Genomic DNA, 23,234 nt, shown 5'->3' with positions numbered 1-23,234 from the left:
CTCTCCTATTTATTCGTTTTCACTTAGTGTAAACTTGATCGATTGTCCTGATAATTCGGTGTATGGTTCCACGCTTTGTTTGGTACAATAGCCGTTTCCTTCAAAACTGACGTCTACATTCAGCAGACTACCAAATTTGATTAAGTCTGCTTTTGACCAAGAAGTCGTATCCGGCATATAGTACTTATCGCTGTCGGTAACGAGCAGTACCCGTCCGCCAGGCATGATCGAAGTCCCACTGTCAACCGATTGGGCAATGACTTTTTCACCATCCCCGATGACTACCGGGATCAATCCAGCTTTTTGAACATCCGTTGCAGCCGATTCTGTATCGAGATTGCGATAATCCCCCACAGTTGTTTCGCTACCAGATGTTGTGCTTTCTTCTAATGCAGAGTTTTTCAGATCCATGACCCGTTTCATCAATGGATTGGCAATTTCACCCAACACGGTGCTTTCGTGCTTCTCTGGTAATTTAATCGTCAAATACAAAATGTATTCTGGTTCTTCTGAAGGAAACATCAAAACAACGGAATATAGATAATTGGTGCCACCAGACAAATACTTACCGGTTGTTGGATCGGCTACTTGGGCCGTCCCTGTTTTTGCAGAAATGTTGTAGCCAGGTAATTCATAAACGCCATAGGCACTTCCATAATTTTCACTCTCGACAACATCACGCATATATTCACGGACCTCTGTTGCAGCCTCTTTTGTGATCGGATGGCCGACCTCTTCTGGTTGCGTGACCGTTTCTTCTCCAGTATTGCCATCAACGATTTTACTAATAAATTGTGGTTTCAGCATCGTTCCATTATTTGCGACCGATGTGAAAGCCTGCATCATTTGGAAATTCGTCACACCAATCGCTTGACCAAAGGAAGTCATCGCTTGGCTGACAGGATTATCTTCTGGGGTGATTCCAGTATTTTCGTTAGGCAATCCTGAATAGGTGCTACGGCCAAAGCCAAATTCTTTTAAGTATTGTTGCCAACGATCAGCCATCCGCTGCTCCAAGGTCACCATTCCGATATTACTGGACCATGAAAGAGCTTGGCGCATCGTCAGTGTTCCTTTTTGACCAAAGTCCCAGTCATTGATGGTTGCATCGTAAAGTTTTAATCCATCAGGACTTGGGGTAAAGGTTTCGTTCTCATTGAAGATGCCTTGATCGATGGCAGCTGCTGTCGTCAAAATCTTCATGGTTGATCCTGGCTCATAGTTGTCTTCAACTAACAGATTTTGCCAATCATTGATCGAATCCAAATTTTCTGGATTGTAGGTTGGTCGTTGCGCCATCGCTATGATTTCGCCGGTTTTGGCATCCATTAAGTTCGCTGTTAAGTTTTCTGGTTTGTTTTCTTTAAAGACGCTGTCCATCAGCGTTTCCAAATAGCTTTGGATTCGACTATCGATGGTGGTATAAACGTCTTTCCCGTCAACGGCTGCGACGGTCTCTGCTACTGTTCCGGGCAGCGGGTTTTGATTGTTATCTTTTTGATAAACGATCTCACCATCAGTTCCCGATAATACATCATTGTAAGCAGCTTCCAACCCAGTTTTGCCGACTAGACCAGTATCGTCATCATTGGCAACAGCATACCCGATAAAGTGAGAAGAAAAGACCCCATTCGGATAAAGGCGAGCTGGATGGCTATCAAAATGGAAGCCGGCAATATCTTCTTTTTCCATTGCATCTTCGATCGCATTTTTTTGTTCTAATGTAATATTATTTCCCTTGCTCCCAAAAGAGACCCGCCACAATTGTTGCTCAAGGCCATCCTCTAACGTATTGACTGCTGTTTCTTGATCAATGGACAATACATCTGACAAAATTTTGGCCAACTTATTGAAGTTTGCTTTTTCTGCAAAGAGATTTTTGTTGCCATCTTTGTAATTCTGATTCAAAACAGCATAAATGGAATACGAGGTCACATCTTCGGCAATCGGAATCCCATTACGGTCATAGATTGTTCCACGTTTCGCTTTGATCACTTCGCTGCCTTCATAAAGATTTTTGGTCTTTTCTGCTAATGAAGTTCCCGCGACATCCCCGACAATGACGATATAGCTCAAACGCGTGACAAACAAAAAGAACAATCCAATACTCGTAGCAAAGAGAATAATACCTACTTTTTTGCGATTGTTCGTTGTAGTTTGATTGTTCTTTTTTAAGTATTGCTTGAATTTATCTGTTAACTTCATTTAGTCCACTTTCCTTAAATTGCCATCATCAATCGACAATCCATTATCCTCAGCAATCTTTTGGATGCGCTCGGTTTTAGAAAGTTCATTTTTCTCTTGTTCCAACTGTTCTGCTTGTGTTGTTTTCTCAGTGATATCCGATTGGATCAAGGAAATATCATGCTCAACTTGGCTGATATTGGTCCGAATATTGATGGTCAAGATTGCCAACGTCAATACAGCGATAATCACAAAGGCAGCAATCAGTTTTTCTAGAGTAGAAATACTTTTTAACCGACGAGCCGGAGATGCTGGTACACGGATGACCTCAGGACGCTGGGGATCAGTAGGCAGTTTTTCAGTTGTCGGTTCAGAGTGATCCAAAGGTTGTGATTCAAGAGGTTCTCTGAATTCATAGTCATGAACTTTTAGTTCTGCCATAGTTGTTACCCTTCGCTTTCCTTGATTTTTTCCGCGATTCGTAGTTTCGCACTACGAGAACGATTATTTTCAGCTACTTCTTCCTCAGTAGGAAGCAGTGGTTTTCTTGTTATAAGTTTTAGTGTTGGTTGAAATTCTTCTGGTATCATCGGCAGACCTGGTGGCATATCCTTTGGTGTACTGTATTCCTTGAACATCGATTTCACAATGCGATCTTCTAATGAGTGGAACGTGATCACACTGACACGTCCGTTGACTGCTAAAAGATGAATGGCTTGTTCAAGTGATTCTTCAATTACACCTAGCTCATCATTGACTGCAATTCGAATGGCTTGGAAAACCCGTTTTGCTGGGTGACCGCCCTTTCTTCTTGCTGGAGCTGGAATGGCTGTTTTGATGATATCGACCAATTCCCCTGTTGTTTCGATGGGATGATCTTGTCTCACCCGCTCGATTTCCCGAGCGATTTGTTTTGAGAATTTTTCTTCTCCATAACGGAAGAAGATTTTGACTAATTGATGGTAGTCGAATTGATTGACCACTTCATAGGCAGTCAATGCTGCAGTTTGATCCATCCGCATATCCAGCGGTGCATCTTGGTGGTAGCTAAAGCCACGTTCGGCTTCATCTAATTGGGGTGAGGAAACACCTAAATCATACAAAATACCATCGACTCGGCTTACGCCGTGTTGATTCAATGCTTCCTTTAAATAGCGGAAATTACTTTTAATAAACGTGACCATCCCTTTAGCAACATAAGGTGCTAAACGTTCTTTTGCATGGTCGATGGCGGTTTGGTCTTGATCAAAAGCAAAGAGATGTCCTTCTTCAGACAGTTGTGACAATAAATATTCACTATGACCAGCTCCACCTAATGTACAATCGACATAGACGCCTTCTGGACGAATTGATAATCCATCAACGGTCTCCTGTAGCATAACGGTGTAGTGTTGAAAATCTGCCATGTGTTTTTTCCTCTTCCTATCAAGCCTATAAGCCAAAGTCGATCATTGTTTCAGCAATTTCATCAAAGTTTTCTTCTGCTTCTTCAGAGAATGCTTGCCAACGCGTTTCATCCCAAATCTCGATTCGATTTGAAACCCCGATGATCACGCAGCTTTTAGTAAGGTCTGCATGATTTCTCAATGTAACAGGGATATTGATTCGTCCTTGTTTATCGATCTCGCACTCTGTTGCAGCAGAATAAAAGAAGCGGACAAATGTCCGAGCATCCTTTTTCGCTAAAGGCATTTCGTTTAGTTTTTCTTCAAGTTTTTCCCATTCAGATAAGGGGTAGCCAAATAAACAGCCATCTAATCCACGTGTCACAACAAATTTTTCTCCGAGTTTTTCTCGTAGTTTTGAAGGGACGATTAGTCGGCCTTTTGCATCTATCGAATGTTGAAATTCTCCCATAAACATCGATAAATAACCCCCGATCTCCACCTGATATTCACAGTCTACCACAATCCCCCACTTTCTACCACAAATTATATGAAATTTGAAAGGGAAGTTGTTTGACTTTTCTTTACCAAATGAACAAAAAGAGGGAATCAGACTCCTTAAAGTCTTTAAAAAAACTTTAAGCAAAAAAATGGACGTTTATCAAGGGGCAAAACACTATAAGTAACTTACGATATTTAGAATGATCAAAACGACATGAAAGATGATCGTAAATAGAAAAATACTGCGCCAATACATCTTAAAATAGCGACCATATTGGATCTCTTCATAGTAGTACGCCTGAAAGACGGCCAGTAGAATGCCTAATAAAAAAATGGAGATCAAATAATACAATGTGATTGCTTGATCAAAAGTATATTTTGATAATTGATGAATCCCCACCATTAAAAATGGTACCGCCAAATCCGGTGCCTTCACATGGAAACGATCATTCAACGAAAGTGCAGAAACGATAAAACGACAAGCAAAATAAACGAGCACAGGAAAAATATACCAAAACAAAACGATTGGATTAAATCCAGACATACAGCAAAATCCTTTCTAACAACTAGTGTCACTATACTTTATTTTCTTTACATCCATGTTTCAGTTCTTTTAAAAATCTAAGCCGGAATAAGACAGCCATGAAATTTTTTAAGGAGGCTCTTATTTCAACAACTAACTTTTGAAAGTTTTAAAGAATGTATTTCTTTACCTATTAAAACAGAAGGGCGTAGCTTCAACAAGCCTATCTTGCCATTCTAACGAATTTTTTTATAGTGAAATTGAAATTTTCTTAATTTCTCCTTGGATCAACTTGAGTTCTTGAGAAATTGAGGGTAAACTGTCACTAGAATAACTCTAAAAGGTGGATTAGAATGAACGAGAAAAAACCAAAAAGTACCTTTGCAAAAATCACGCAAGTCGTGATCTGGACCATGCTTATTCTCACTGTCGGCTCGATTTTCTTAGCAGCGTACACAAGTATTATGGGTTAATCCTATTAAAAAATGCCCTTTTCCAAAATGATGGCTTCCATCTTTTGGAAAAGGGCATTTTTTTACAGTAACGGTGACACAAGACGTGCCAGGCCTTCCTTGATCTTGATCGTCAATTTTCTTTGTTGATACGCTTCGATCGTTAACGGTTTGGAATCGATCGAATCCGCCAGAAACGCTTCTTTTGTTTGAGTCGCAAGTTGCGCATCATAGATAATCGTATTGACTTCAAAATCTAAGCGAAAGGATCGAACATCGATATTTGCTGAACCAATCGATACAAGTCCACTATCTATAATCATCGTTTTCGCATGCATAAACCCTTTCTCATAGGTTTCAATGATTGCACCAAAATGAAGCAGCTCAGCCGCAAAGGAATAGGTCGCCCAATATACCAAGGGATGATCCGGTTTATTAGGGATTTGGATATGGACTTTCACCCCAGAAAGCAGTGCCAACTTTAAGGCATTGTGAATAGCTTCATCCGGAATATAGTAGGGCGTTTGGATTAGAATTTCTTTTTTGGCTAAATTGATCATTTTCAAATACGTCATTTTTATTTCTTCATGTTCCGTATCAGGACCACTAGTGATAACTTGGGCTGCGACTGTCCCCGCTTGTTTGATTTCAGGAAACAAAGAAGGATCATATTTGATCTCCAAGGCATGTTGTGAATTCCAATCCATCAAAAACCGATTTTGCAGCGAATAGACAGCTGAACCGGCAATTCGCAAGTGATTGTCTCGCCAATAACCAAATTTTTCCACTTGTCCTAGATATTCATCTCCCACATTAAAACCGCCTGTATAACCAATCTCACCATCAATCACCACGATTTTACGATGATTCCGATAATTGATTCGCGGATTGATATAAGGAACGAACAAAGGAAAGAAAAAGGCAATTTGCCCGCCATGCAGACGCAATTCATCAAAAAACTTCAATGATACCTGGGTACTGCCCCAAGCATCTAACAAGACTCTTACTTTTACGCCTCGCTTTGCGGCTCGTACCAATGCTTCTTTGACCTCATTTCCCAATGCATCACTGCGATAAATATAATATTCCATATGAATGTGATTTTTTGCCTGTTCGATATCCGCGATCAAGGCATCAAATTTCTGCCGCCCATCGGTATAAAGTGTCACGCTATTGGCTGTCGTATAGAGGGATTGACCAAAGACCGTCAACAGATAGACTAACTGCTGGACTTCTACTTGAGCAGTCGGCGGATGCGGAAACAAATGACGCGCGAGCGCTTGTTTTTGTTCTTCTAATTCAACGTTTAGACCAATCTTTGCTTGTGAGCGCATATCGAAAATCTTTTCCTTGGAAATTCCTCTACCAAAGAAAAAGTAAAGCACAAAACCAACGATTGGGATGAACATCAAGACCAAAAGCCAGGCCCATGTCTGAGCAGTCTGACGTCTCTCTCTGAAAATGATAATGATTGATAACAAAATATTAACTATAAATAAAATGGTTACCAAATTATCCATTACAACCATTTTTCCACCTCTTCCCCGATTTCCCGCTACTAAAGCATATCAAAAAATAGTACCTAAAGTAAAGAAACACTGTGATGAAACAAAAAAAGCCGATCTGACGATCGACTTTAATAAAACATACGTTTAGAATTTTAAAAATCGGCGCATTGATAAGACGGAACCAAGCGAACCAATCACGATACCAATCAGTGCCATCACACCGCACACTTGTATTAGAAACATATTTGGTGCAATTAAGCTGTAATTTGAACGTAGCAAGGATGGATTGACCATTGCATAAACTTGATGATACCCGAAGTACATCAACGCAATTGGGACAATTGATCCTAAGAGTCCGATCCAGCCTCCTTCAAGGAAGAATGGCCAACGAATGTAGCCGTTTTTCGCCCCAACCAGACGCATGATTTGAATTTCTCTTTGACGGGACAAAATCGTGATCCGAATCGTATTAGAGATTAGGAACATTGCCACAAAAATCAGTAAGACAGCAGCAGCTAAGCCCCAAGTCCGCACAGCCGCAGACAATTCAAAGATTCGGTCAGAAGAATCTCCACCGTAATCGGCTTTAAAGACATTCGGCAAATCCCCAGCTTGTTCTGCGATCTCTGTCGTATACTCTGGATCTGTGGCACTTACAACAAATACGTTATACAGTGGATTACTGTCGCCTTCGAACAAGTTCCATGAATCCCCCATGGCATCCTGGATCTTCTGCAATTCTTCGTCTCGACTAGAAAATGTCACTTCTGAAACGTTCGGCAGATCATTTAAGGCCTGTTCTAAAGCATCCATGTCTTCTTGTTCTGTACCAATATCAACGAAAACCGACACGTCCACATTCTCACGAATATCTTCGGCTAGTTTTGTTGCATTTAAGATTACACCTAGAAAAATACCGACTAATGTTAATGTGATCGTCACGGCACTCAATGACGCGATAGTCATCCAGCCGTTACGCTTTAAACTTTTAATACTCTCCAGGAGATGACGGAAAAATGTTCTAATCATCGTAACCATATTCTCCTTCCGCTTGGTCGCGAATAATGCGGCCATTCTCAATCGCGATCACGCGATGACGAATCGTATTTACGATCGTACTATTATGGGTCGCCATAACGACCGTTGTTCCTTGTGCATTGATTCGATCAAGCAATTTCATGATTTCCCATGAGTTTTCAGGATCTAGATTTCCGGTTGGTTCATCCGCAATCAATACCTTCGGTGTATTTACGATGGCACGAGCGATCGACACCCGTTGTTGTTCCCCACCGGAAAGTTCACTTGGAAAGACCCGAACTTTATGTTTCAGTCCGACCAAATCCAAAACTTCCATCACCCGTTTTTTGATATCACGGGGTTTGCGTCCGATAACTTGCATTGCATAAGCAACATTTTCAAAGACCGTTTTCCGCGGTAAAAGTTTGTAGTCTTGGAAGACCACGCCGATTTCCCGGCGCATCAAAGGGATCTCACGGTTTTTCATGCCGACCAAATCATATCCTGCGACATTCAAAACGCCTTTTGTTGCTCTTTCTTCTCGATACATCAATTTGATAAAGGTTGATTTTCCGGCGCCGGATGGTCCAACGACATAGACAAACTCCCCTTGATCAATTGAAATCGAAAGGTTACGGATAGCAGTCGTACCATTAGAGTACTTTTTCATTATATCTTTCATTTCTATCATACAGCTATCTCTCCATCTCAAATTTTCATTCTGGCTTATTATAGCATGAATATATTTCACCTTGCTTGCAACAGATTACAATTGTGTTTCAATCTGTTTAAGTCATACCAGGTTATTTTTGATTCAGTTTCAGCTTCAAATAGGCATCGATAAAGCCGTCCAAATCGCCATCCATGACTGCCTGTACATTCCCAGTTTCGAAATTCGTTCGGTGATCTTTGACCATTGAATAGGGATGGAAGACATAAGAACGAATTTGCGAGCCCCAGCCGATCTCTAATTGCTCGCCTCGCAAGGCTGCTGCTTCTTGTTCTTTCTTTTCGACTTCTAATTGATACAGCTTGGCTTTCAACATCCCCATCGCTTGCTCACGGTTTTTCAGCTGTGAACGCTGGGCTTGGCTAGCGACCACTGTACCTGTTGGAATGTGAGTGATCCGCACAGCAGATTCGGTTTTGTTGATGTGCTGTCCACCAGCGCCGCTTGCGCGGTACGTATCGATCTTCAAATCATCTGAGTTGATCTCCACATCGATCGCCCCATCTAATTCTGGCATCACATCCACCGAGCAAAATGACGTATGCCGTCTCTTAGCAGAATCAAAAGGTGAAATACGGACCAAGCGATGCACGCCTTTTTCCGACTTCAAATAGCCATAGGCGTTGTGGCCTTTCACAAGTAATGTGACACTTTTGATCCCCGCTTCATCACCGGCTTGATAGTCCAAAGTTTCCACCTGATACCCATGTTGTTCACAAAAACGAGTATACATCCGTAACAGCATGCTGCCCCAGTCTTGCGACTCGGTACCGCCTGCTCCCGGGTGCAGCTCGATGATGGCATTGTTTCGATCATAGGGTTCATCTAACAACATCGACAATTCATAAGAAGCCATTTTCTCATTTAACTTACCGATTCGCGCATCAAGTTCTGCTTCCATTTCCGGATCGGCTTCTTCTTGAATCATTTCCAACATCACTTCGAGTTCTTCCAATTCTTCTGCTAGCTGATTGAATTGATCGTAAGTCTCTTTGTTGGCATTGTTGGCGTTAATGACTTGTTGAGCTTTTTCTGAATCATCCCAAAAGGTAGGATCTGCCATTTGGTGTTCCGCTTCCGCAATGTCCTCTTCTAACTGATCTAAGTCAAAGAGACCCCCTAAAACTGATTATTTTTTCATTCATCTGGGTCAATTGATTCCGAATATCTGCGATTTCCATTAAAATTCCTTCTTTCTTTTTTTCTTACAAACGAAAGTAGACTGGACAAAAACGTCTGCCAGCCTACTCTCACCTTTTTCAAAACTTGTTACATATTTTTCCCGTGGCAATTCTTGAATTTTTTCCCGCTTCCGCAAGGACAAGGATCATTGCGGCCCACGTTTTTGAAACTTGGCGCTTGGGCAGCCGGTGCTTCTTCTACCCCTTGTGCTTCTCCTTGGGCTACTTGTTCCCGTTGAACGTTTTGGCGGATTTCTGCCTTCATAAACAGACGAGTTACTTCATACTCGATGGCTCCAACCATGTTTTCAAACATATTGAATCCTTCTGTTTGGTATTCAACTAACGGATTGTTTTGTCCATAAGCCCGTAACCCAACCGATTGGCGCAATTGATCCATGGCATCGATGTGGTCGGTCCACTTCGTATCAACGACTCGTAAAATCACTACTTTTTCAAATTCCAGTAATTGTTCTGGACTATTAAGTTGTGTTTTCTTTTGTTCAAAGACTTCTTCTGCCCGTTGGTTTAGATAATCTTTAATCTCTTGAGCTGATTTGCCCTTGATGTCTTCAATACTGATGGTATCTTCATGAACAAGTGCATTGGCAGCAAAATCAACGATTCCTTCATAATTCCAATTGCTTTCTTCTAATTGCGTATGACTGTCAACGACACGGCTGATGGAACGTTTCACCATATTCATTAATTGTGGTGAAAGATCCGTTTCTTCCATGATTACTTCTTGACGTTGTCCGTAAATAACTTCCCGCTGTTCTCGCATTACGTCATCGTATTGCAAGACGTTTTTCCGGGTATCGTAGTTATTCCCTTCCACTCGTCTTTGGGCAGATTCTACTTGTTTTGAAAGCATCTTGCTTTGGATCACGGCATCGCCTTCATCGATTTTCATCCGATCTAAGAACACTTTGATTCGTTCAGAACCAAAACGTTTCATTAAATCATCTTCTAGCGACAGGTAAAATTGCGACATCCCTGGATCTCCTTGACGTCCCGCACGTCCCCGCAACTGGTTGTCGATCCGTCGTGATTCGTGACGCTCGGTACCAATAACTGCCAATCCGCCTAGTTCTGCAACACCAAGACCCAACTTGATATCCGTTCCCCGACCAGCCATATTGGTCGCGATCGTTACAGCGCCTTTTTGCCCAGCATTCAAAATGATTTCCGCTTCTTTAAAGTGATTCTTGGCATTCAATACTTCATGAGGAACTTTCTCCCGATCAAGCATTGATGATAGTAATTCAGAAGTCTCAACAGCGACCGTCCCTACAAGGACTGGTTGCCCTTTGCGGTGGCGTTCTTTGATGTCTTGAACGACTGCTTGGAATTTGCTGGTAAGTGTTGGATAAAGCAAGTCCGCACGATCATCCCGTAAGATCGGTTTGTTCGTAGGAATCTGAATGACTTGCATGTTATAGATTTCTCTAAACTCTTCTTCTTCCGTTTTCGCAGTACCGGTCATCCCAGACAATTTTTTGTACATCCGGAAGTAGTTCTGGAATGTGATCGTCGCCATCGTTTTGGTTTCATCTTCGATCTCGACACTTTCTTTTGCTTCGATCGCTTGATGCAGCCCGTCAGAATAGCGGCGGCCATCCATGATCCGACCTGTAAATTGGTCAACGATCATTACTTTGCCATCTTGCACCACGTAATCAATGTCACGAATCATGATGTAATTCGCCCGCAACGCTTGGTCCAAGTGATGGGTCAATGCAGTGTTTTCGATATCATACAAGTTTTCTAAGCCGAAGGTCTCCTCCGCTTTTTCGATCCCGCGTTCTGTCAAGCCGATCGTTTTTGATTGAATATCGATTTTGTAGTCTTCTTCTTCCGTCAAGCGTTTGACGAAATTGTCGACCCGATTGTATAGCGCGGTCGATTTTTCTGCTTGTCCTGAAATGATCAATGGCGTTCTCGCTTCATCGATCAAGATCGAATCGACTTCATCGACAATGGCATAGTTTAATGGACGTTGTACCATTTGATGACGATAAACCACCATGTTGTCCCGCAAATAGTCAAACCCTAATTCATTGTTTGTACTATAAGTGATGTCACAAGCATACGCCGCACGTTTTTCTTCTGCTGATTTTGAGTTGATGTTCAAACCGACTGTCAATCCTAAAAAGTTGTACAGCTCTCCCATCTCAGTCGAGTCACGAGTTGCCAAGTATTCATTGACGGTTACGACATGGACGCCTTGACCACTCAAAGCATTCAAATAAACAGGTAATGTCGCCGTCAAGGTTTTCCCTTCACCCGTACGCATCTCTGGGATATTCCCATCATGCAAGACGATCCCACCCATTAATTGGACGTGGTAAGGATAAAGGCCCAAAACGCGTTTTGCAGCTTCACGTACTACTGCAAAGGCTTCAGGTAATAATTTATCCAAAGTCTCTCCCTCTTGGAAACGACGACGAAATTCATCGGTTTTCCCGCGTAATTGTTCATCAGATAAAGCGGCCATTTCATCCGCATGTGATTCAACTTGATTCGCAATATGGTCAAGACGTTTTAATTCTTTTTTGTCGTTTTCGATTAATTTTCTAAAAAAATTGGCCATACCTTAATAATTCTCCTTTTACTTCTGCATTATCCTAGCTGGAAACTCTCCTAACTATTTTAGCACTAGTTCACCATAAATGAAATATTTTTCGATAGAACTATCGCATCAATCTTGCGTGATAAACGGATTCTTAACCTTTTTTCACAGATTTTAAAGAAACGAAGGGAAAAAATACGCAACAAGCCATCGATCGGTGCCCAAAGTCCAGCGCACGTCCAAATGACTTGTTGCGAATATTTGCAAATTAGGCCGTTTTAAAACGGGTTTTTAAGAAAGCTAAGAAAAGCATCAGCAGCATGCCTAAAGATTGGATCCCAATCATCAAGATGATGTCCGCGCCAATAAATCCTGCCAACATCGCCACCAGAGAGCCTGCCCCCAGTGCATTTAAAATCACGTTGGTACTTTCTTTGAAACTGCTGATCGTCGACAGTCGCGACTTTTTCGTCAGCCAGAGGAAAAACGCTGCGCCCATGACGAGGATACTATTCATTGCCACCAATAAAAATGCCACCGTGATCGTCTGGCTGAAGAAAATCGCCGTCTCGTTGTTGCGATAAAAGCCGTCTTCGATCACTTTCTGAAACGAAGCCGCATCATGCACTTGATCAGGCATCATTTCCGCCGTGTAACGCATCTCATAATGATAGGTTTGTCCATCGATTTCCTCTTTGATGGTCCAGTCAGTTTCACGAAAATTGATGGCATATTTTGCTCTTGAAAGGTCCGCTTCTGAAAGCGCAACACCTATAATGCCCGCTTCTGTTTGCGAAAAGACTTGTGACTCATCCGTTAAAAGTTTGCCATCTTCCAGCTGCAGTTCACTGTATTCGGCTGCTGTTTCAGCAGTCATGAGTGTTTTTGCATGGGGAAAAAATGCTACAAAGGCTTGATCCGTTTGCTTGCTGATCATCAAGGTCAGCGGGATCATCAGCAAGGACATCAAGAAAATATAGACAAACACTTGCTGCCAGCGATTTAATTTTTTACGCCATGCATAGACTTTTGTTGGAGAAAATATGGCCCCAAAGTATGTTAAGGGAAATCGTTGTTCAGACATCCTATCATTCCTATCCTTTTGTTCCGCCCGAGGTCAAACCTGAAACAAAGTATTTTTGTAAGAAGAAAAACAGTGCAGCAATCGGTACGGCGATCAAAATCGCACCAGCCGCAAAGAGTGCGACCCGTTGATTACGGGCATCGTTGATAAAGGTCTGCAGCCCGACTGCGACGGTCAAACGCTCTTGTGAGCGAAGCAAGAACCGCGCCAGCAAGAATTCGCCGAATGGCCCCATAAAGGCCCACAATGCTTGGACGGCAACCATTGGTTTTACGAGGGGCAAAACGATTTGCCAAAAGATGCGGAAATGCCCTGCACCGTCAAGTTTTGCTGATTCATCCAAGTCGATCGGTACCGTATCAAAGTACCCTTTCATCAGCCAAGTATTCATGGGAATCCCACCACCGATATAGATCAGTGTCAAGAACCAGAAACTATCTAGGCCGTTTGCTAATAAGCCCATGACATAAAAAGCGGTCAACGCCGACATTGTTGGCACCATCTGAACGATCAAGAACACCATCAAACTGCTCTTACGACCGGCAAAGCGATAACGACTGTAAGTATACCCTGCCAGTGTTACGATCATTACTTGGATCACCATCGTGGAAACAGCCACGATCAAGGTGTTTTTATACCATGTCAAATAGGGGGTTTCATTGAACAATCGTCGAAAGTTGTTCAATGTCCAATCCGCATCAAAATCCAAGCGAAAGGCGATCATATTCCCTGCCTTGAAGGCTGAGGTGGCGGTAATCAACAAGGGATAGATGATAACGATCGATAAAGCGATCATAAACAAGTAGGTAAATAATTTGCTGAAAGAAAACTTTTTCTTTTTCATCCTCAATCCTCCATATTAAATGCATTCGTCTTTTTAAACACCAGTAATGAAATGGAAATCACCACAAAGGAAATGATCAAGGTCAATGCAGAAGCAATCGAGTATTGTGGCGAGCCGCCCGTCGTCAATTTGTAGATCCATGAAATCAAAATATCCGTCGAACCGGCATTTCCACCTAAACTTCCTGGACCACCTTCGTTAAAGAGATAGATCATGGAGAAGTTATTAAAGTTCCCTGTATATTGCGTAACGAAGGTTGGTGCTGCCACCAAAAAGATCGCCGGTAACGTAATATTGCGAAAACGCTGAATCGCATTTGCTCCATCCATTTTGGCTGCTTCATACAAATCTTCAGAAATGGATTGTAAAATCCCTGAGACCATAACATAAATATATGGAAACCCTAACCAACCCTGAATCAAAATAATCGCCGTTTTCGTCCAAAACGGATCGGTCTTCCAAGCAATGTTCCCAATATCCACAAAGGGCAGATTGTTCAATAGCGGGATCACCTGCGTATTGATCGCTCCTGCGGTATCATTAAACATATTTGAAAAACTCATGATTGTGATAAACGCTGGCACCGCCCAAGGAAGCAAGAAAATCACCCCGAAGACCCGACGGAACTTCACAAATTTTTGATTGGCAACAACAGCTGTCAGTATTCCTAAGGTAATTTGCAAAGTAGTTGCTAAAACGGTCCAAATCACCGTCCAACTAAACACTTTTACAAAGGTGTCGCGGTAAGAACTTAAGGTGAAGATATTCGTAAAATTCGAAAAACCGATCCAGTCGATTAAGTTTGCTGGCGGAATATGTCGAAAATCATAGTTGGTAAACGCCATGAAGAGTGTCACCATTACCGGAAAAATAATTGCTACGATCATCACCAGATAGGCTGGGATCGTCAATAGATAAGCGAAACCATCCTCATACAATTTATTGAAAAACTCTTTTCTCGTAACTGCCACCGGGAACCCTTTTTCAATACTTTGGCGAACTTGATAGGCATCTTTGATATTTAAAACCCAAAAGATAATGAAAATAACGGTAACGATGACCTGTAGCGTTCCTTCGATCAACAAGAACAAAGAATTGTGTTCCATCGGTACTGATCCCAGTGTGACAAAGTTATATAATGCTTGTCCACCGAACAAAAGCATTTCGCCTAGAAAAATTAGAAAGACCGCAAAAAAGAGTCCCGCTTTAAATTTCTGACCATTTTTGAATTGTCCCACCCCAGGGATGATTGAAAGAAGCGCTGTCTGCGTGGCTTTTGAATTCGTCCTCATATGTATCCTCCTTAAAATCGAAAGTCTGCCAAGCGGCCGACGATCCATAGAAATCAATCTCATCAAGCAATTTCTTGCGTGCTACGTTGCAAGGAATCCTTTTGACAAACATCCTCTATAGAATCGTCGACATGAATGACAGACCGTAATCGGCTATTTATTAATATTTCTGCTCAATCGCTTCTTCGATTGTTTTGGCAGCATTATCCGCTGCTTCTTGAGGAGTCATATTGCCTGAACCTGCATCAAACAGCATGTTTTCAGCCCCTACCCAAACCTCAGACATTTCAGGGATATTTGGCATTGGTTGTGAAACACTGTATTGCTCGATCACTGCTTTTGCTACTGGATCATCAGAAGCAGCAACTGTTTCTTGAGCCATAATGTTTGCTGGAATATCATGACGCATTTCATACAATTTCTCTTGATTAGCTTCGTTTGTTAAATATTCGACAAATTGTTGAGAAACGTCTTTGTTTTGTGAGTAGTTGGAAACAACCCATGCTTTTCCACCACCAAACGTTTCATAATCATTGCCATTGCTCAGCGTTGGGATTTTCGCTACGCCATAGTTAATCCCTGCTTCTTCAAAGCCGTTCACGCCCCATGGTCCGTAAATGATGGCTGCTGTTTTGCCTTGGTTAAAGTAATCTAACATCAAGTTTTCGTTGGCTGATACATCCAGCATTCCTTGCGGCCAGACATTTTGGAACCAATCAGTTGCGTACGTGATTGCTTCAACAGAACCTTCATTGTTAATCCCTAAATCAGATGGATCTGTCCCTTCATCCCCAAAGACATAACCACCATAACCAGCTAATAGACCATACGTATAATAAAAGTCTGTCCAACGAGCTAAGAAACCAACATTGTCATCGCCTTCTGCAAAACGATCATCTTTTGCTAGCTCTTCTAAATCAGAAAAAGTTGCTGGCGCTTCATCGATCAAATCTTTGTTATAGAACATGACAACTGCTTCAATCATTGCTGGTGCGCCATAGATTTTATCATCGATCGTTACCTGTTGCTTGTCTGTATCGCTGTACCGTCCATCATCTGGCAAAGTCATTTCTGCCAAATGCCCTTGCGAGCCTACTTGACCTACACGATCGTAAGGAGACATCGTAACATCTGGACCTTTCCCAGCGGGACCGTCTAGTTGAAGCGCATCCATTTGATCGAACATATCCATTTCTACAACGTTGATGGTCACATCATTTTCAGATTCAAAGTCAGATTTCACTTCATTGATATAATCAATATAGTCTGCGCCTACAGAGACCGTGAGCGTTTTTTCATCGCTACCTGAACCTGCATCTGCATTACTACCATCGGTACTACCACCGTTGCCGCCACACGCCGCAAGCGCTAACAACGCACTTCCTGAAACTAATCCTAGAGCTGCCTTTTTCCAATTCACTTTCATCCTGTTTACCTCCTGCAATTTGTAACTCCATTATGCAACCGGTTTCTTAAAATGGCAAACCTTTTCTAAATGTTAGCGATAACAAAAATAGAAAAAGCCTTTAAATTAAGATGTCGAGGAATCGAAAAGAAATTGCGCAACCATTTGCTTAATTTTTCATTTTGTGGATTCACGAACCACGAGTTGAGGTAAAAAGCGCTGTTGTCGCTGGCTCGTATCATTATGTTCGATTTTTTGGATCAATAATTCGCCGCAAACTTCCCCCATTTCCACAATGGCTTGCTTCATCGTTGTCAATTTTGGCGAACTTACCTGATCAAGGAATACGCCATCGTAGCCGATGATCCCAAAATCATCTGGCACCTCCACTCCGATCGACTGTAAGCCTTGATTGATGCCTAACGCTAAACGATCTGTGGCACAGATAAAACAAGTGTTTTTCATTAAATGCTCATTCTGCGATTGGATAAACTTGCGGGCGGCGGAAGATCGGTTGTCAAAACGATAGATTTTTGGTGATATTCCCGCTTTTGTGACTGTATCTATGTACCCTTTTTCTCGGCTTTTCGTAAACGCTTCTTCCAACTCTAAACCAATATAGACCAATTGTTGATAGCCGGTGTCGATAGCATGTTTGCATGCAGAAACGATTCCTTGATAGTTGTCACTGTCAACAAAACTGAACCCAGCTTCATTTTCGCCAAACAACACCACAGGCTTTCTTAAATTTCTTATCCAGTCCATGTCAGCCTGGCGAAAGCCCGTAATGATGCAGCCATCTGCTGGACCACGATCCACCCCGTCAGTCGTAACTAGCTGCAAAGAATAGTGTGCTTTACCAATAGAACGAGCGATCCCAACCAATAAGTTCATATAGTAAGGTTCCGTCGTATCCATCTCCTCTAAAATATACACTTTGATGATATGGGAACGCTTGGAAACTAATGATTTGGCAGCAATATTCGGCTGATAATCCAATTCAAGCATCGCTTGATGAACCAGCTGCTTTAACTCTTCAGTTACTTTGTCCGGATGATTGATCACTCGAGAAACGGTCATTGCGGAAACATTTGCTTTTTTAGCAACATCTGCTAGCGTAGTCATGATTCACTCTCCTTGTATTATTTCATCTATAGTATAACATAATAAACCAAAAGAAGAACCAAGGCACTCTCTATATAAAAAAGATTTCCAGCCAATTTAACGAGTATAAAAAAACAGAGTGGCTTCTCAGCTACTCTGTCAAAAAAGACTATTTTTTTGGGGTGTCGAGAAAAAGGTATCAACACTTGTTAATCGGTTTCGATCAACCCGTATTTGCCATCTTTTCGACGATACACAATGCTCGTTCCATTCGTTTCCGCATCTTCAAAGATAAAGAAGTTGTGTCCAAGCATGTTCATTTGTAAAACAGCTTCTTCACTGTCCATTGGTTTTAAAGACAAACGTTTTGTACGTACGATGTCTAATTCAGAACCATTGTTTTCTTCATCGTTTGCTTCAGTTGTGAACAAATCACCATCTGTTGGCGGAACCAATGCTGTCTCGCGAGATTTGCGGTTGATTTTTGTTTTAAATTTGCGGATTTGGCGTTCCAATTTGTCAACAACCAAATCGATACTAGCATATAGATCAGGTGAGGTTTCTTCCGCACGCAGAACTAAGAATGGTAAAGGAATCGTTACTTCTACTTTTGCTGTTTTTTCAGTATAAACTTTCAAATTAACATGTGCTGTTGCTTCCGGCACATCGTTAAAATAACGTTCTAATTTACCTACTTTTTTCTCGACGTAATCACGGATCGCTTCTGTTACCTCGATATTTTCGCCGCGCACATTATATCTAAACATAAAAATTACCCCTTTCGTCTACCAGTAAAGAAGGAAAAGGACCACTCTTTTCTTCTTCTTAACTCTATTATATCGAACTCTTGCTCATTTGCCTAGTAAATCGAACAAATTTCTTTAAGCGTTTTCAAAATAACGATTCAACGGGCAAAGGAAAAGGATCGAATCGACTGGGGGCCAAAGGTCTGCAATGCTTCAGCTGCGTGATATAACGTTCTACCGGTAGTGTAAACATCATCGATCAACAACAGTTTCTTGTTTTTTATTTCAACCGTTGCCTCTGGCTTCACCGCAAAAGGTTGCACCTCCTCTAATCGTTGCTTGCGAGAACGTTGAGCTTGTGGTGCGGTATCAACCACTTTATCCAGCCATTCTTTCGACTTAACTCCGCCTGCGTCTAGCACAGCGGTCACTTGATTAAACCCTCGCTCCTGGTAACGTTCTGCCGATAGCGGGATGGGTATCAAACAATCGTAATCAAAGTTGTTGATCTTTTGTCTGATGGCAGCAGCAAAGGTCTCTCGCAACTGATAGTTTCCCATTAATTTGTATTCGTGAATCCACTCCTTCATCCCTTGATCGTAAGCGAACAGTGCCCGATGCTGCAAATGGATCATGGGACAGGTTTTCGCCCAAAAGAGACAGTCACTGCAGGAAATGGTATCCTTTTTGCCACATGTTGGGCAGCAACTTTGCCAATCAATCACTGTAAATCGCTGAGCGCATTGTGGACATAATTCTTTTTCGGGGATGCGCCAAGGAGCCAACAGCTCAATGATCGTTACCTCTCTTGAAAAAAATATTTGGCACCAACTACACTCCATCGGTCAACCAGCTCCTTGCTAATTGGTTCATCTCATTGATTTCTTTGATTGCTTGACGGATTGCTTCTGTCATTTGGTCGTAGAAAAAAATGACTTCCCCTTCTGTAAACGCACCTTTGCGATCGACACGGCCAGCGATTTGTACTAACGCCGATTTTGTAAAGACCGGGTGATTGGCTCCCAGTACCACCACTGAGACATTTTCAAACGTTACACCTCGTTCTAAAATCATCGTTGTAAACAACACCTTGTACACTTGGCTGCGTGCCGATTGGACTTTTTCCCTCCGTTTTTCATCTTGTGAAGAAACACTAGTGAGGAGCCATGATGCTTCTTGCCTGCGGACAGCCCCTTCCATTTCCTTCATCAGCTGAATACTTGGACAAAATACCAAGACAAAGTTTTTTTTAACCAACCGCTGTAAGTGCTGTAGCAATGGTCGCAGCCAACGTTTTTTGCGATAAGCCTGCGCCCAGCGGCTATAATGAATAGGTTTCGGAACGATCAGCGGACGCTGATGAAACCGTAGAGGCATTTTTAACACTGCAAATTCCGAATGAATTTCTTGCAACAATCGTTTTGAAGGCGTCGCACTTAAATAGATCAGACACCCGTTTTCTGCCAAGGCATTGTATAATCCGTAACGCAGCTGCGCATCGCCCTCGTAGGGAAATGCATCTATCTCATCCACCACGATCAGTTGAAAGCTGCGATAAAAATGCAGTAGCTGATGAGTGGTGGCAATAAGGATCGTTGTATAACGATAAGGTTCTTCTGATTTCCCATAAAGGAGCAGGCTTTCCTCTTGTGGGAACGCTTGTTGAATCCGGGGGAACAGTTCACGGCAGACATCGATCCGTGGCGAGACGATCGCCACACGACCACCTTCTTGCCGTACGTGGCGGATCGTCTCAAAGATCATCTCGGTCTTCCCTGAACCCGTGACTGACCAAACAAGAGACGATTTCTTTTGTCGACAATTTGCCACTAGTTGCTGAGAAATTTTTTGCTGAAACGAAGTCAACACTCCTGGCCAAACGATCTTGTGATCAAAGGCTGGAAGATCCGTTTGTTGAATTACGAGTTGGCCATCTGATGTGATCCGACCATAGCGAATACAAGTTGGACAGTAATAGCAGCCTATCGGCAATAGAACCGACGTCTTGTGGTGGGAAGAACCGCAACGCTGACAAACGATTCTCTTCCCCTGCTCGAGCATTGCCGGTCGAGAATCAAAAGTTTTTCCTACACTCATTGTTTCATCTAAAACAAAAAATTGTCTTCCTTTTTGATTGGTCATAACATACACCTCAGTTTTAACTACGCAAAAAAATCGGTTCAAGTACTTTTTGAAAAGTACTTGAACCGATTACAGGTTTCTTGTTTGCTTCAACAGCAGGTCTTGCTTATTCGCCGATCAATGTCAAAGCTTGATCTAAGACTTTTTCGCCGTTCATCATGCCGTAATCTGCCATGTTGATTACTTCTAATGGAATTCCTTTTGGCGCTAGACGTTTCTCGAAATCGCCTTTCATGAAACGAACTTGTGGTCCTAATAGTAAAACGTTTACGTCTTTGCTTTCTAAATGTTGATCTGCTTCTGATGCGGAAACTGCAAAAATATCTGCTTCTAATCCTTTTGCTTCAGCTGCTTTTTGCATTTTTGTTACTAATAAGCTTGTACTCATCCCTGCAGAACAAACTAACATAATTGTTTTTTTCGCCATATCGAACACTCCTTGAATTTTAAGAATAAGATAACATTTCCTATCTCTAGTATAGAACAAGTTTGAAATTTGTCAACGCTTTCTATCCAGCAACCAGTTTGATTTTACTAAACGATTAAAAACGACGTACTCTTTTTTTAAATTGACTAGGACTACCTCGTAGCCGGCATTCAGCCACGCATAAGCCCCATTTTCTGGATGTCGGTAATCATTCGCCCACCAATCGCTACTGGTGCGGGCACTTTTGGGCAAACCGGATGCTGGGAAAAGAAATTCATCAAACTGCGTAAACGTTAAGGTGATTTGCGAACCACCGTTGTTTTTTAAATAGTGAGTGATCGTATCGTACTTTTTGCGTCTACCCAAAGCAACTGCCTCCTCTTTTTAGAGTCTATGTTCGTACCTGTTTCTTTCTTCTATTTGTAACTTTCCTTCCGATTGCCTATACTAGAAACATAAAGGAGGCGATCGTGCGCGTGACTTATCGAACGATTCGACAAGACGGAGAAACAGAAATAGAAATCAAAAAATCGCGTTTCCTCTGTTCATTAAAACGAATTCAATCAGAAGACGAAGCCAAAGCGTTTATTCAAGCCCTCAAGAAAGAGCATTGGAAGGCAAATCATCATTGCAGCGCCTATGTATTAGGTGAAAATCATGAGATCCAGCGCAGCAGTGATGATGGTGAACCGAGCGGCACCGCTGGGGTACCGATTTTAGAAGTGTTAAAGAAAAACGAACTGATCAATGTGATCGCCGTTGTTACCCGCTACTTCGGTGGAACGAAACTGGGTGCTGGTGGATTGATTCGCGCTTATTCAAGTTCGGCCTCTGCTGGAATCAAAGAGGTAGGAATCGTCGAGGGTATTTTGCATCAAGAACTTGCCTTGACCATCGAGTATCCCCTTTTAGGCAAGCTCCAAAACTACTTAGAACTGCAGAATATCTATATAAAAGATATTGCTTATACGGAGAAAATCGTTGTCACCTTAATGATTCCTGAAGCAGTACTTGCCGACCAAGAAGCCGCTCTGATCGATTTGCTACAAGGTCAAGTGCAATTGACCAGAGGGACTACCGAATATGTAGAACGCTTGATCGAGCAGTCAACAGAGTAAGCCAGCTTACTAAAGACCTTCCAGTGTGTGCTCTTTTCCTCAAGGAGGACGCTGCCAAGTTTGCTACAACCAATGCAGGAAGCCCAAATATTTGAAAAGCCGAAACGGTCATGCAACCAGCGACGCTAAGCAACAGCAGATACGCTCGTAGGGTCCTTTCGGCTTTTTTGGGCTTTTTGTTGCCAATTGAAATAGACAGGTTATTTTTCCATATAAAATTCAAAACGATTACCAACATATTGGGTGCGCACGTATTCAAATGGTTGACCATCTTCAAATGAAGTGATTTGCCGCATACGTAAAATCGCATCGCCGCGTTTGATTTGTAAGTAATCAGCAATTTGCTCGGAAGCGACCATAGCTGAGATCGTTTGCGAAGCGCCGCCAATTTTCCGCTGTCCTTTTTCTTCCAACACTTTATAGAGGGAAGAGATGATCTCCTCCTTGCTAAAGTCATGAATAAACTTTTCAGGGATACTCGCTACTTCAAAACAGATCGGCACATCATCCGCATACCGAATCCGCTCCATCCGTAAAATCGTTTCGTGACCTTCTAATTGCAGCTTTTCCATCTCACTGGAGCTAGGTGCCGTCAAGAAATAAGCGACCGCTTTGCTGGAAGGCTTACGACCAAGAGAATTCATGATTTCGGTAAAACTCGTCGTGCCCGTCATTTTCTCTTGTACTTTTTGGCGAGCCACATAAGTGCCGGAACCGATTTTACGCTCAAGAATCCCCTCATCTGCTAAGGTTTGGATCGCTTGTCGCAACGTCATGCGACTCACGCCGAATTGTTTCGACAACTCGCGCTCTGAGGGCAGACGATCGCCGATTTTGTATGTATTGTTTTCAATATTGGCTTTAATTTGATCATGAATTTGGATATAAACAGGTAATTTTTCCACCACTACACATTCCTCCGTTCCCCTCCTATTATAACTGGTATATACCTAAATAGCTAATAAAAAAAGCAAAAACTGCTCTTTTTTTCTCAATTTGTGCGAATTCTTTCCCTATTT

Annotated in this window: 22 protein-coding genes and 2 pseudogenes; 2 read left to right on the top strand and 22 right to left on the bottom strand. The window is 42.2% G+C overall.

The window, feature by feature from the left end:
- Positions 1–9: 9 nt before the first annotated feature.
- From IGI86_RS04350 to IGI86_RS04330, 5 genes are all read right to left on the bottom strand, one after another.
- A complete protein-coding gene (locus IGI86_RS04350) occupies positions 10–2,205 on the bottom strand; it encodes a penicillin-binding transpeptidase domain-containing protein (RefSeq protein WP_008377336.1) in 2,196 nt (731 codons plus the stop codon).
- Positions 2,206–2,625, bottom strand: coding sequence for a cell division protein FtsL (ftsL, locus tag IGI86_RS04345; RefSeq protein WP_008377334.1), 420 nt, complete (start codon positions 2,623–2,625; stop codon positions 2,206–2,208).
- Between the two features lie 5 nt (positions 2,626–2,630).
- A complete protein-coding gene (rsmH, locus tag IGI86_RS04340) occupies positions 2,631–3,590 on the bottom strand; it encodes a 16S rRNA (cytosine(1402)-N(4))-methyltransferase RsmH (RefSeq protein ID WP_008377332.1) in 960 nt (319 codons plus the stop codon).
- Between the two features lie 25 nt (positions 3,591–3,615).
- Complete coding sequence (gene mraZ / locus IGI86_RS04335; protein WP_005228792.1) at positions 3,616–4,047, bottom strand: division/cell wall cluster transcriptional repressor MraZ; 432 nt, start codon at positions 4,045–4,047, stop codon at positions 3,616–3,618.
- Between the two features lie 198 nt (positions 4,048–4,245).
- Positions 4,246–4,614, bottom strand: coding sequence for a DUF3397 domain-containing protein (locus IGI86_RS04330; RefSeq protein WP_005237289.1), 369 nt, complete (start codon positions 4,612–4,614; stop codon positions 4,246–4,248).
- 332 nt (positions 4,615–4,946) lie between these two features.
- On the opposite strand from IGI86_RS04330, the gene IGI86_RS04325 reads away from it, so the two are divergent.
- Positions 4,947–5,066: a DUF4044 domain-containing protein gene (locus IGI86_RS04325; protein WP_005237290.1), complete on the top strand. Its 120-nt coding sequence runs from the start codon at positions 4,947–4,949 to the stop codon at positions 5,064–5,066.
- A gap of 62 nt (positions 5,067–5,128) precedes the next feature.
- Here the strand turns inward: IGI86_RS04325 and cls are convergent, their stop codons facing one another.
- The 16 genes and pseudogenes from cls to IGI86_RS04245 form a co-directional block, all read right to left on the bottom strand.
- Positions 5,129–6,574 (bottom strand): cardiolipin synthase, encoded by a 1,446-nt coding sequence (cls, locus tag IGI86_RS04320; protein WP_430617765.1) that lies wholly within the window; start codon positions 6,572–6,574, stop codon positions 5,129–5,131.
- A 123-nt stretch (positions 6,575–6,697) separates the two neighbouring features.
- Complete coding sequence (gene ftsX / locus IGI86_RS04315; RefSeq protein WP_005237292.1) at positions 6,698–7,582, bottom strand: permease-like cell division protein FtsX; 885 nt, start codon at positions 7,580–7,582, stop codon at positions 6,698–6,700.
- On the bottom strand, positions 7,575–8,261 hold the full coding sequence (ftsE, locus tag IGI86_RS04310) for a cell division ATP-binding protein FtsE (RefSeq protein WP_005237293.1): 687 nt from the start codon (positions 8,259–8,261) through the stop codon (positions 7,575–7,577). The genes ftsX and ftsE overlap by 8 nt, the downstream gene beginning before the upstream one ends.
- 112 nt (positions 8,262–8,373) lie before the next feature.
- A protein-coding gene (gene prfB / locus IGI86_RS04305) for a peptide chain release factor 2 (RefSeq protein ID WP_101495161.1) occupies positions 8,374–9,481 on the bottom strand; the annotation gives its coding sequence in 2 pieces (ribosomal slippage) (positions 8,374–9,408 and positions 9,410–9,481; 1,107 coding nt in all).
- 88 nt (positions 9,482–9,569) lie between these two features.
- Positions 9,570–9,644, bottom strand: a pseudogene (locus tag IGI86_RS04300) (SEC-C metal-binding domain-containing protein); the annotation flags it as partial.
- A 45-nt stretch (positions 9,645–9,689) separates the two neighbouring features.
- A pseudogene (gene secA / locus IGI86_RS04295) lies at positions 9,690–12,074 on the bottom strand (preprotein translocase subunit SecA); the annotation flags it as partial.
- A gap of 247 nt (positions 12,075–12,321) precedes the next feature.
- Positions 12,322–13,137: a DUF1189 domain-containing protein gene (locus tag IGI86_RS04290; RefSeq protein ID WP_139960325.1), complete on the bottom strand. Its 816-nt coding sequence runs from the start codon at positions 13,135–13,137 to the stop codon at positions 12,322–12,324.
- A 10-nt stretch (positions 13,138–13,147) separates the two neighbouring features.
- Entirely contained in the window at positions 13,148–13,981 is an 834-nt protein-coding gene (locus IGI86_RS04285; RefSeq protein WP_005237297.1) for a sugar ABC transporter permease, read from the bottom strand.
- Positions 13,982–13,983: 2 nt separating this feature from the next.
- Positions 13,984–15,273 carry a carbohydrate ABC transporter permease gene (locus IGI86_RS04280; RefSeq protein WP_005237298.1) on the bottom strand — a complete coding sequence of 430 codons (1,290 nt, stop codon included), beginning with the start codon at positions 15,271–15,273 and terminating at the stop codon, positions 13,984–13,986.
- A 160-nt stretch (positions 15,274–15,433) separates the two neighbouring features.
- On the bottom strand, positions 15,434–16,699 hold the full coding sequence (locus IGI86_RS04275) for an extracellular solute-binding protein (RefSeq protein WP_005237299.1): 1,266 nt from the start codon (positions 16,697–16,699) through the stop codon (positions 15,434–15,436).
- Positions 16,700–16,855: 156 nt separating this feature from the next.
- Positions 16,856–17,803, bottom strand: a complete 948-nt coding sequence (locus tag IGI86_RS04270) for a LacI family DNA-binding transcriptional regulator (RefSeq protein WP_005237300.1) — start codon at positions 17,801–17,803, stop codon at positions 16,856–16,858.
- 188 nt (positions 17,804–17,991) lie between these two features.
- Positions 17,992–18,549, bottom strand: a complete 558-nt coding sequence (hpf, locus tag IGI86_RS04265; RefSeq protein WP_005237301.1) for a ribosome hibernation-promoting factor, HPF/YfiA family — start codon at positions 18,547–18,549, stop codon at positions 17,992–17,994.
- 137 nt (positions 18,550–18,686) lie between these two features.
- Entirely contained in the window at positions 18,687–19,370 is a 684-nt protein-coding gene (locus tag IGI86_RS04260; RefSeq protein WP_086299190.1) for a ComF family protein, read from the bottom strand.
- Positions 19,360–20,670 carry a DEAD/DEAH box helicase gene (locus IGI86_RS04255; protein ID WP_194199599.1) on the bottom strand — a complete coding sequence of 437 codons (1,311 nt, stop codon included), beginning with the start codon at positions 20,668–20,670 and terminating at the stop codon, positions 19,360–19,362. The genes IGI86_RS04260 and IGI86_RS04255 overlap by 11 nt, the downstream gene beginning before the upstream one ends.
- A gap of 106 nt (positions 20,671–20,776) precedes the next feature.
- Positions 20,777–21,097, bottom strand: a complete 321-nt coding sequence (locus IGI86_RS04250; protein WP_005228768.1) for a PTS sugar transporter subunit IIB — start codon at positions 21,095–21,097, stop codon at positions 20,777–20,779.
- Between the two features lie 72 nt (positions 21,098–21,169).
- Entirely contained in the window at positions 21,170–21,463 is a 294-nt protein-coding gene (locus IGI86_RS04245; protein ID WP_005237305.1) for a DUF7662 domain-containing protein, read from the bottom strand.
- Positions 21,464–21,573: 110 nt separating this feature from the next.
- On the opposite strand from IGI86_RS04245, the gene IGI86_RS04240 reads away from it, so the two are divergent.
- Positions 21,574–22,215, top strand: coding sequence for a YigZ family protein (locus IGI86_RS04240; protein WP_016613813.1), 642 nt, complete (start codon positions 21,574–21,576; stop codon positions 22,213–22,215).
- Between the two features lie 200 nt (positions 22,216–22,415).
- Here IGI86_RS04240 and IGI86_RS04235 read toward each other — a convergent pair whose 3' ends face one another.
- Complete coding sequence (locus IGI86_RS04235) at positions 22,416–23,123, bottom strand: GntR family transcriptional regulator (RefSeq protein ID WP_005228765.1); 708 nt, start codon at positions 23,121–23,123, stop codon at positions 22,416–22,418.
- Positions 23,124–23,234: the final 111 nt, after the last annotated feature.

Origin of the sequence: Enterococcus sp. AZ188 (assembly GCF_050544075.1) — a bacterium.
In the GTDB taxonomy this organism is placed as follows: Bacteria; Bacillota; Bacilli; order Lactobacillales; family Enterococcaceae; genus Enterococcus_D; species Enterococcus_D entomosocium.
Note: the sequence above shows the minus strand (reverse complement) of the source record. Positions and strands in the feature narration are given on the sequence as shown.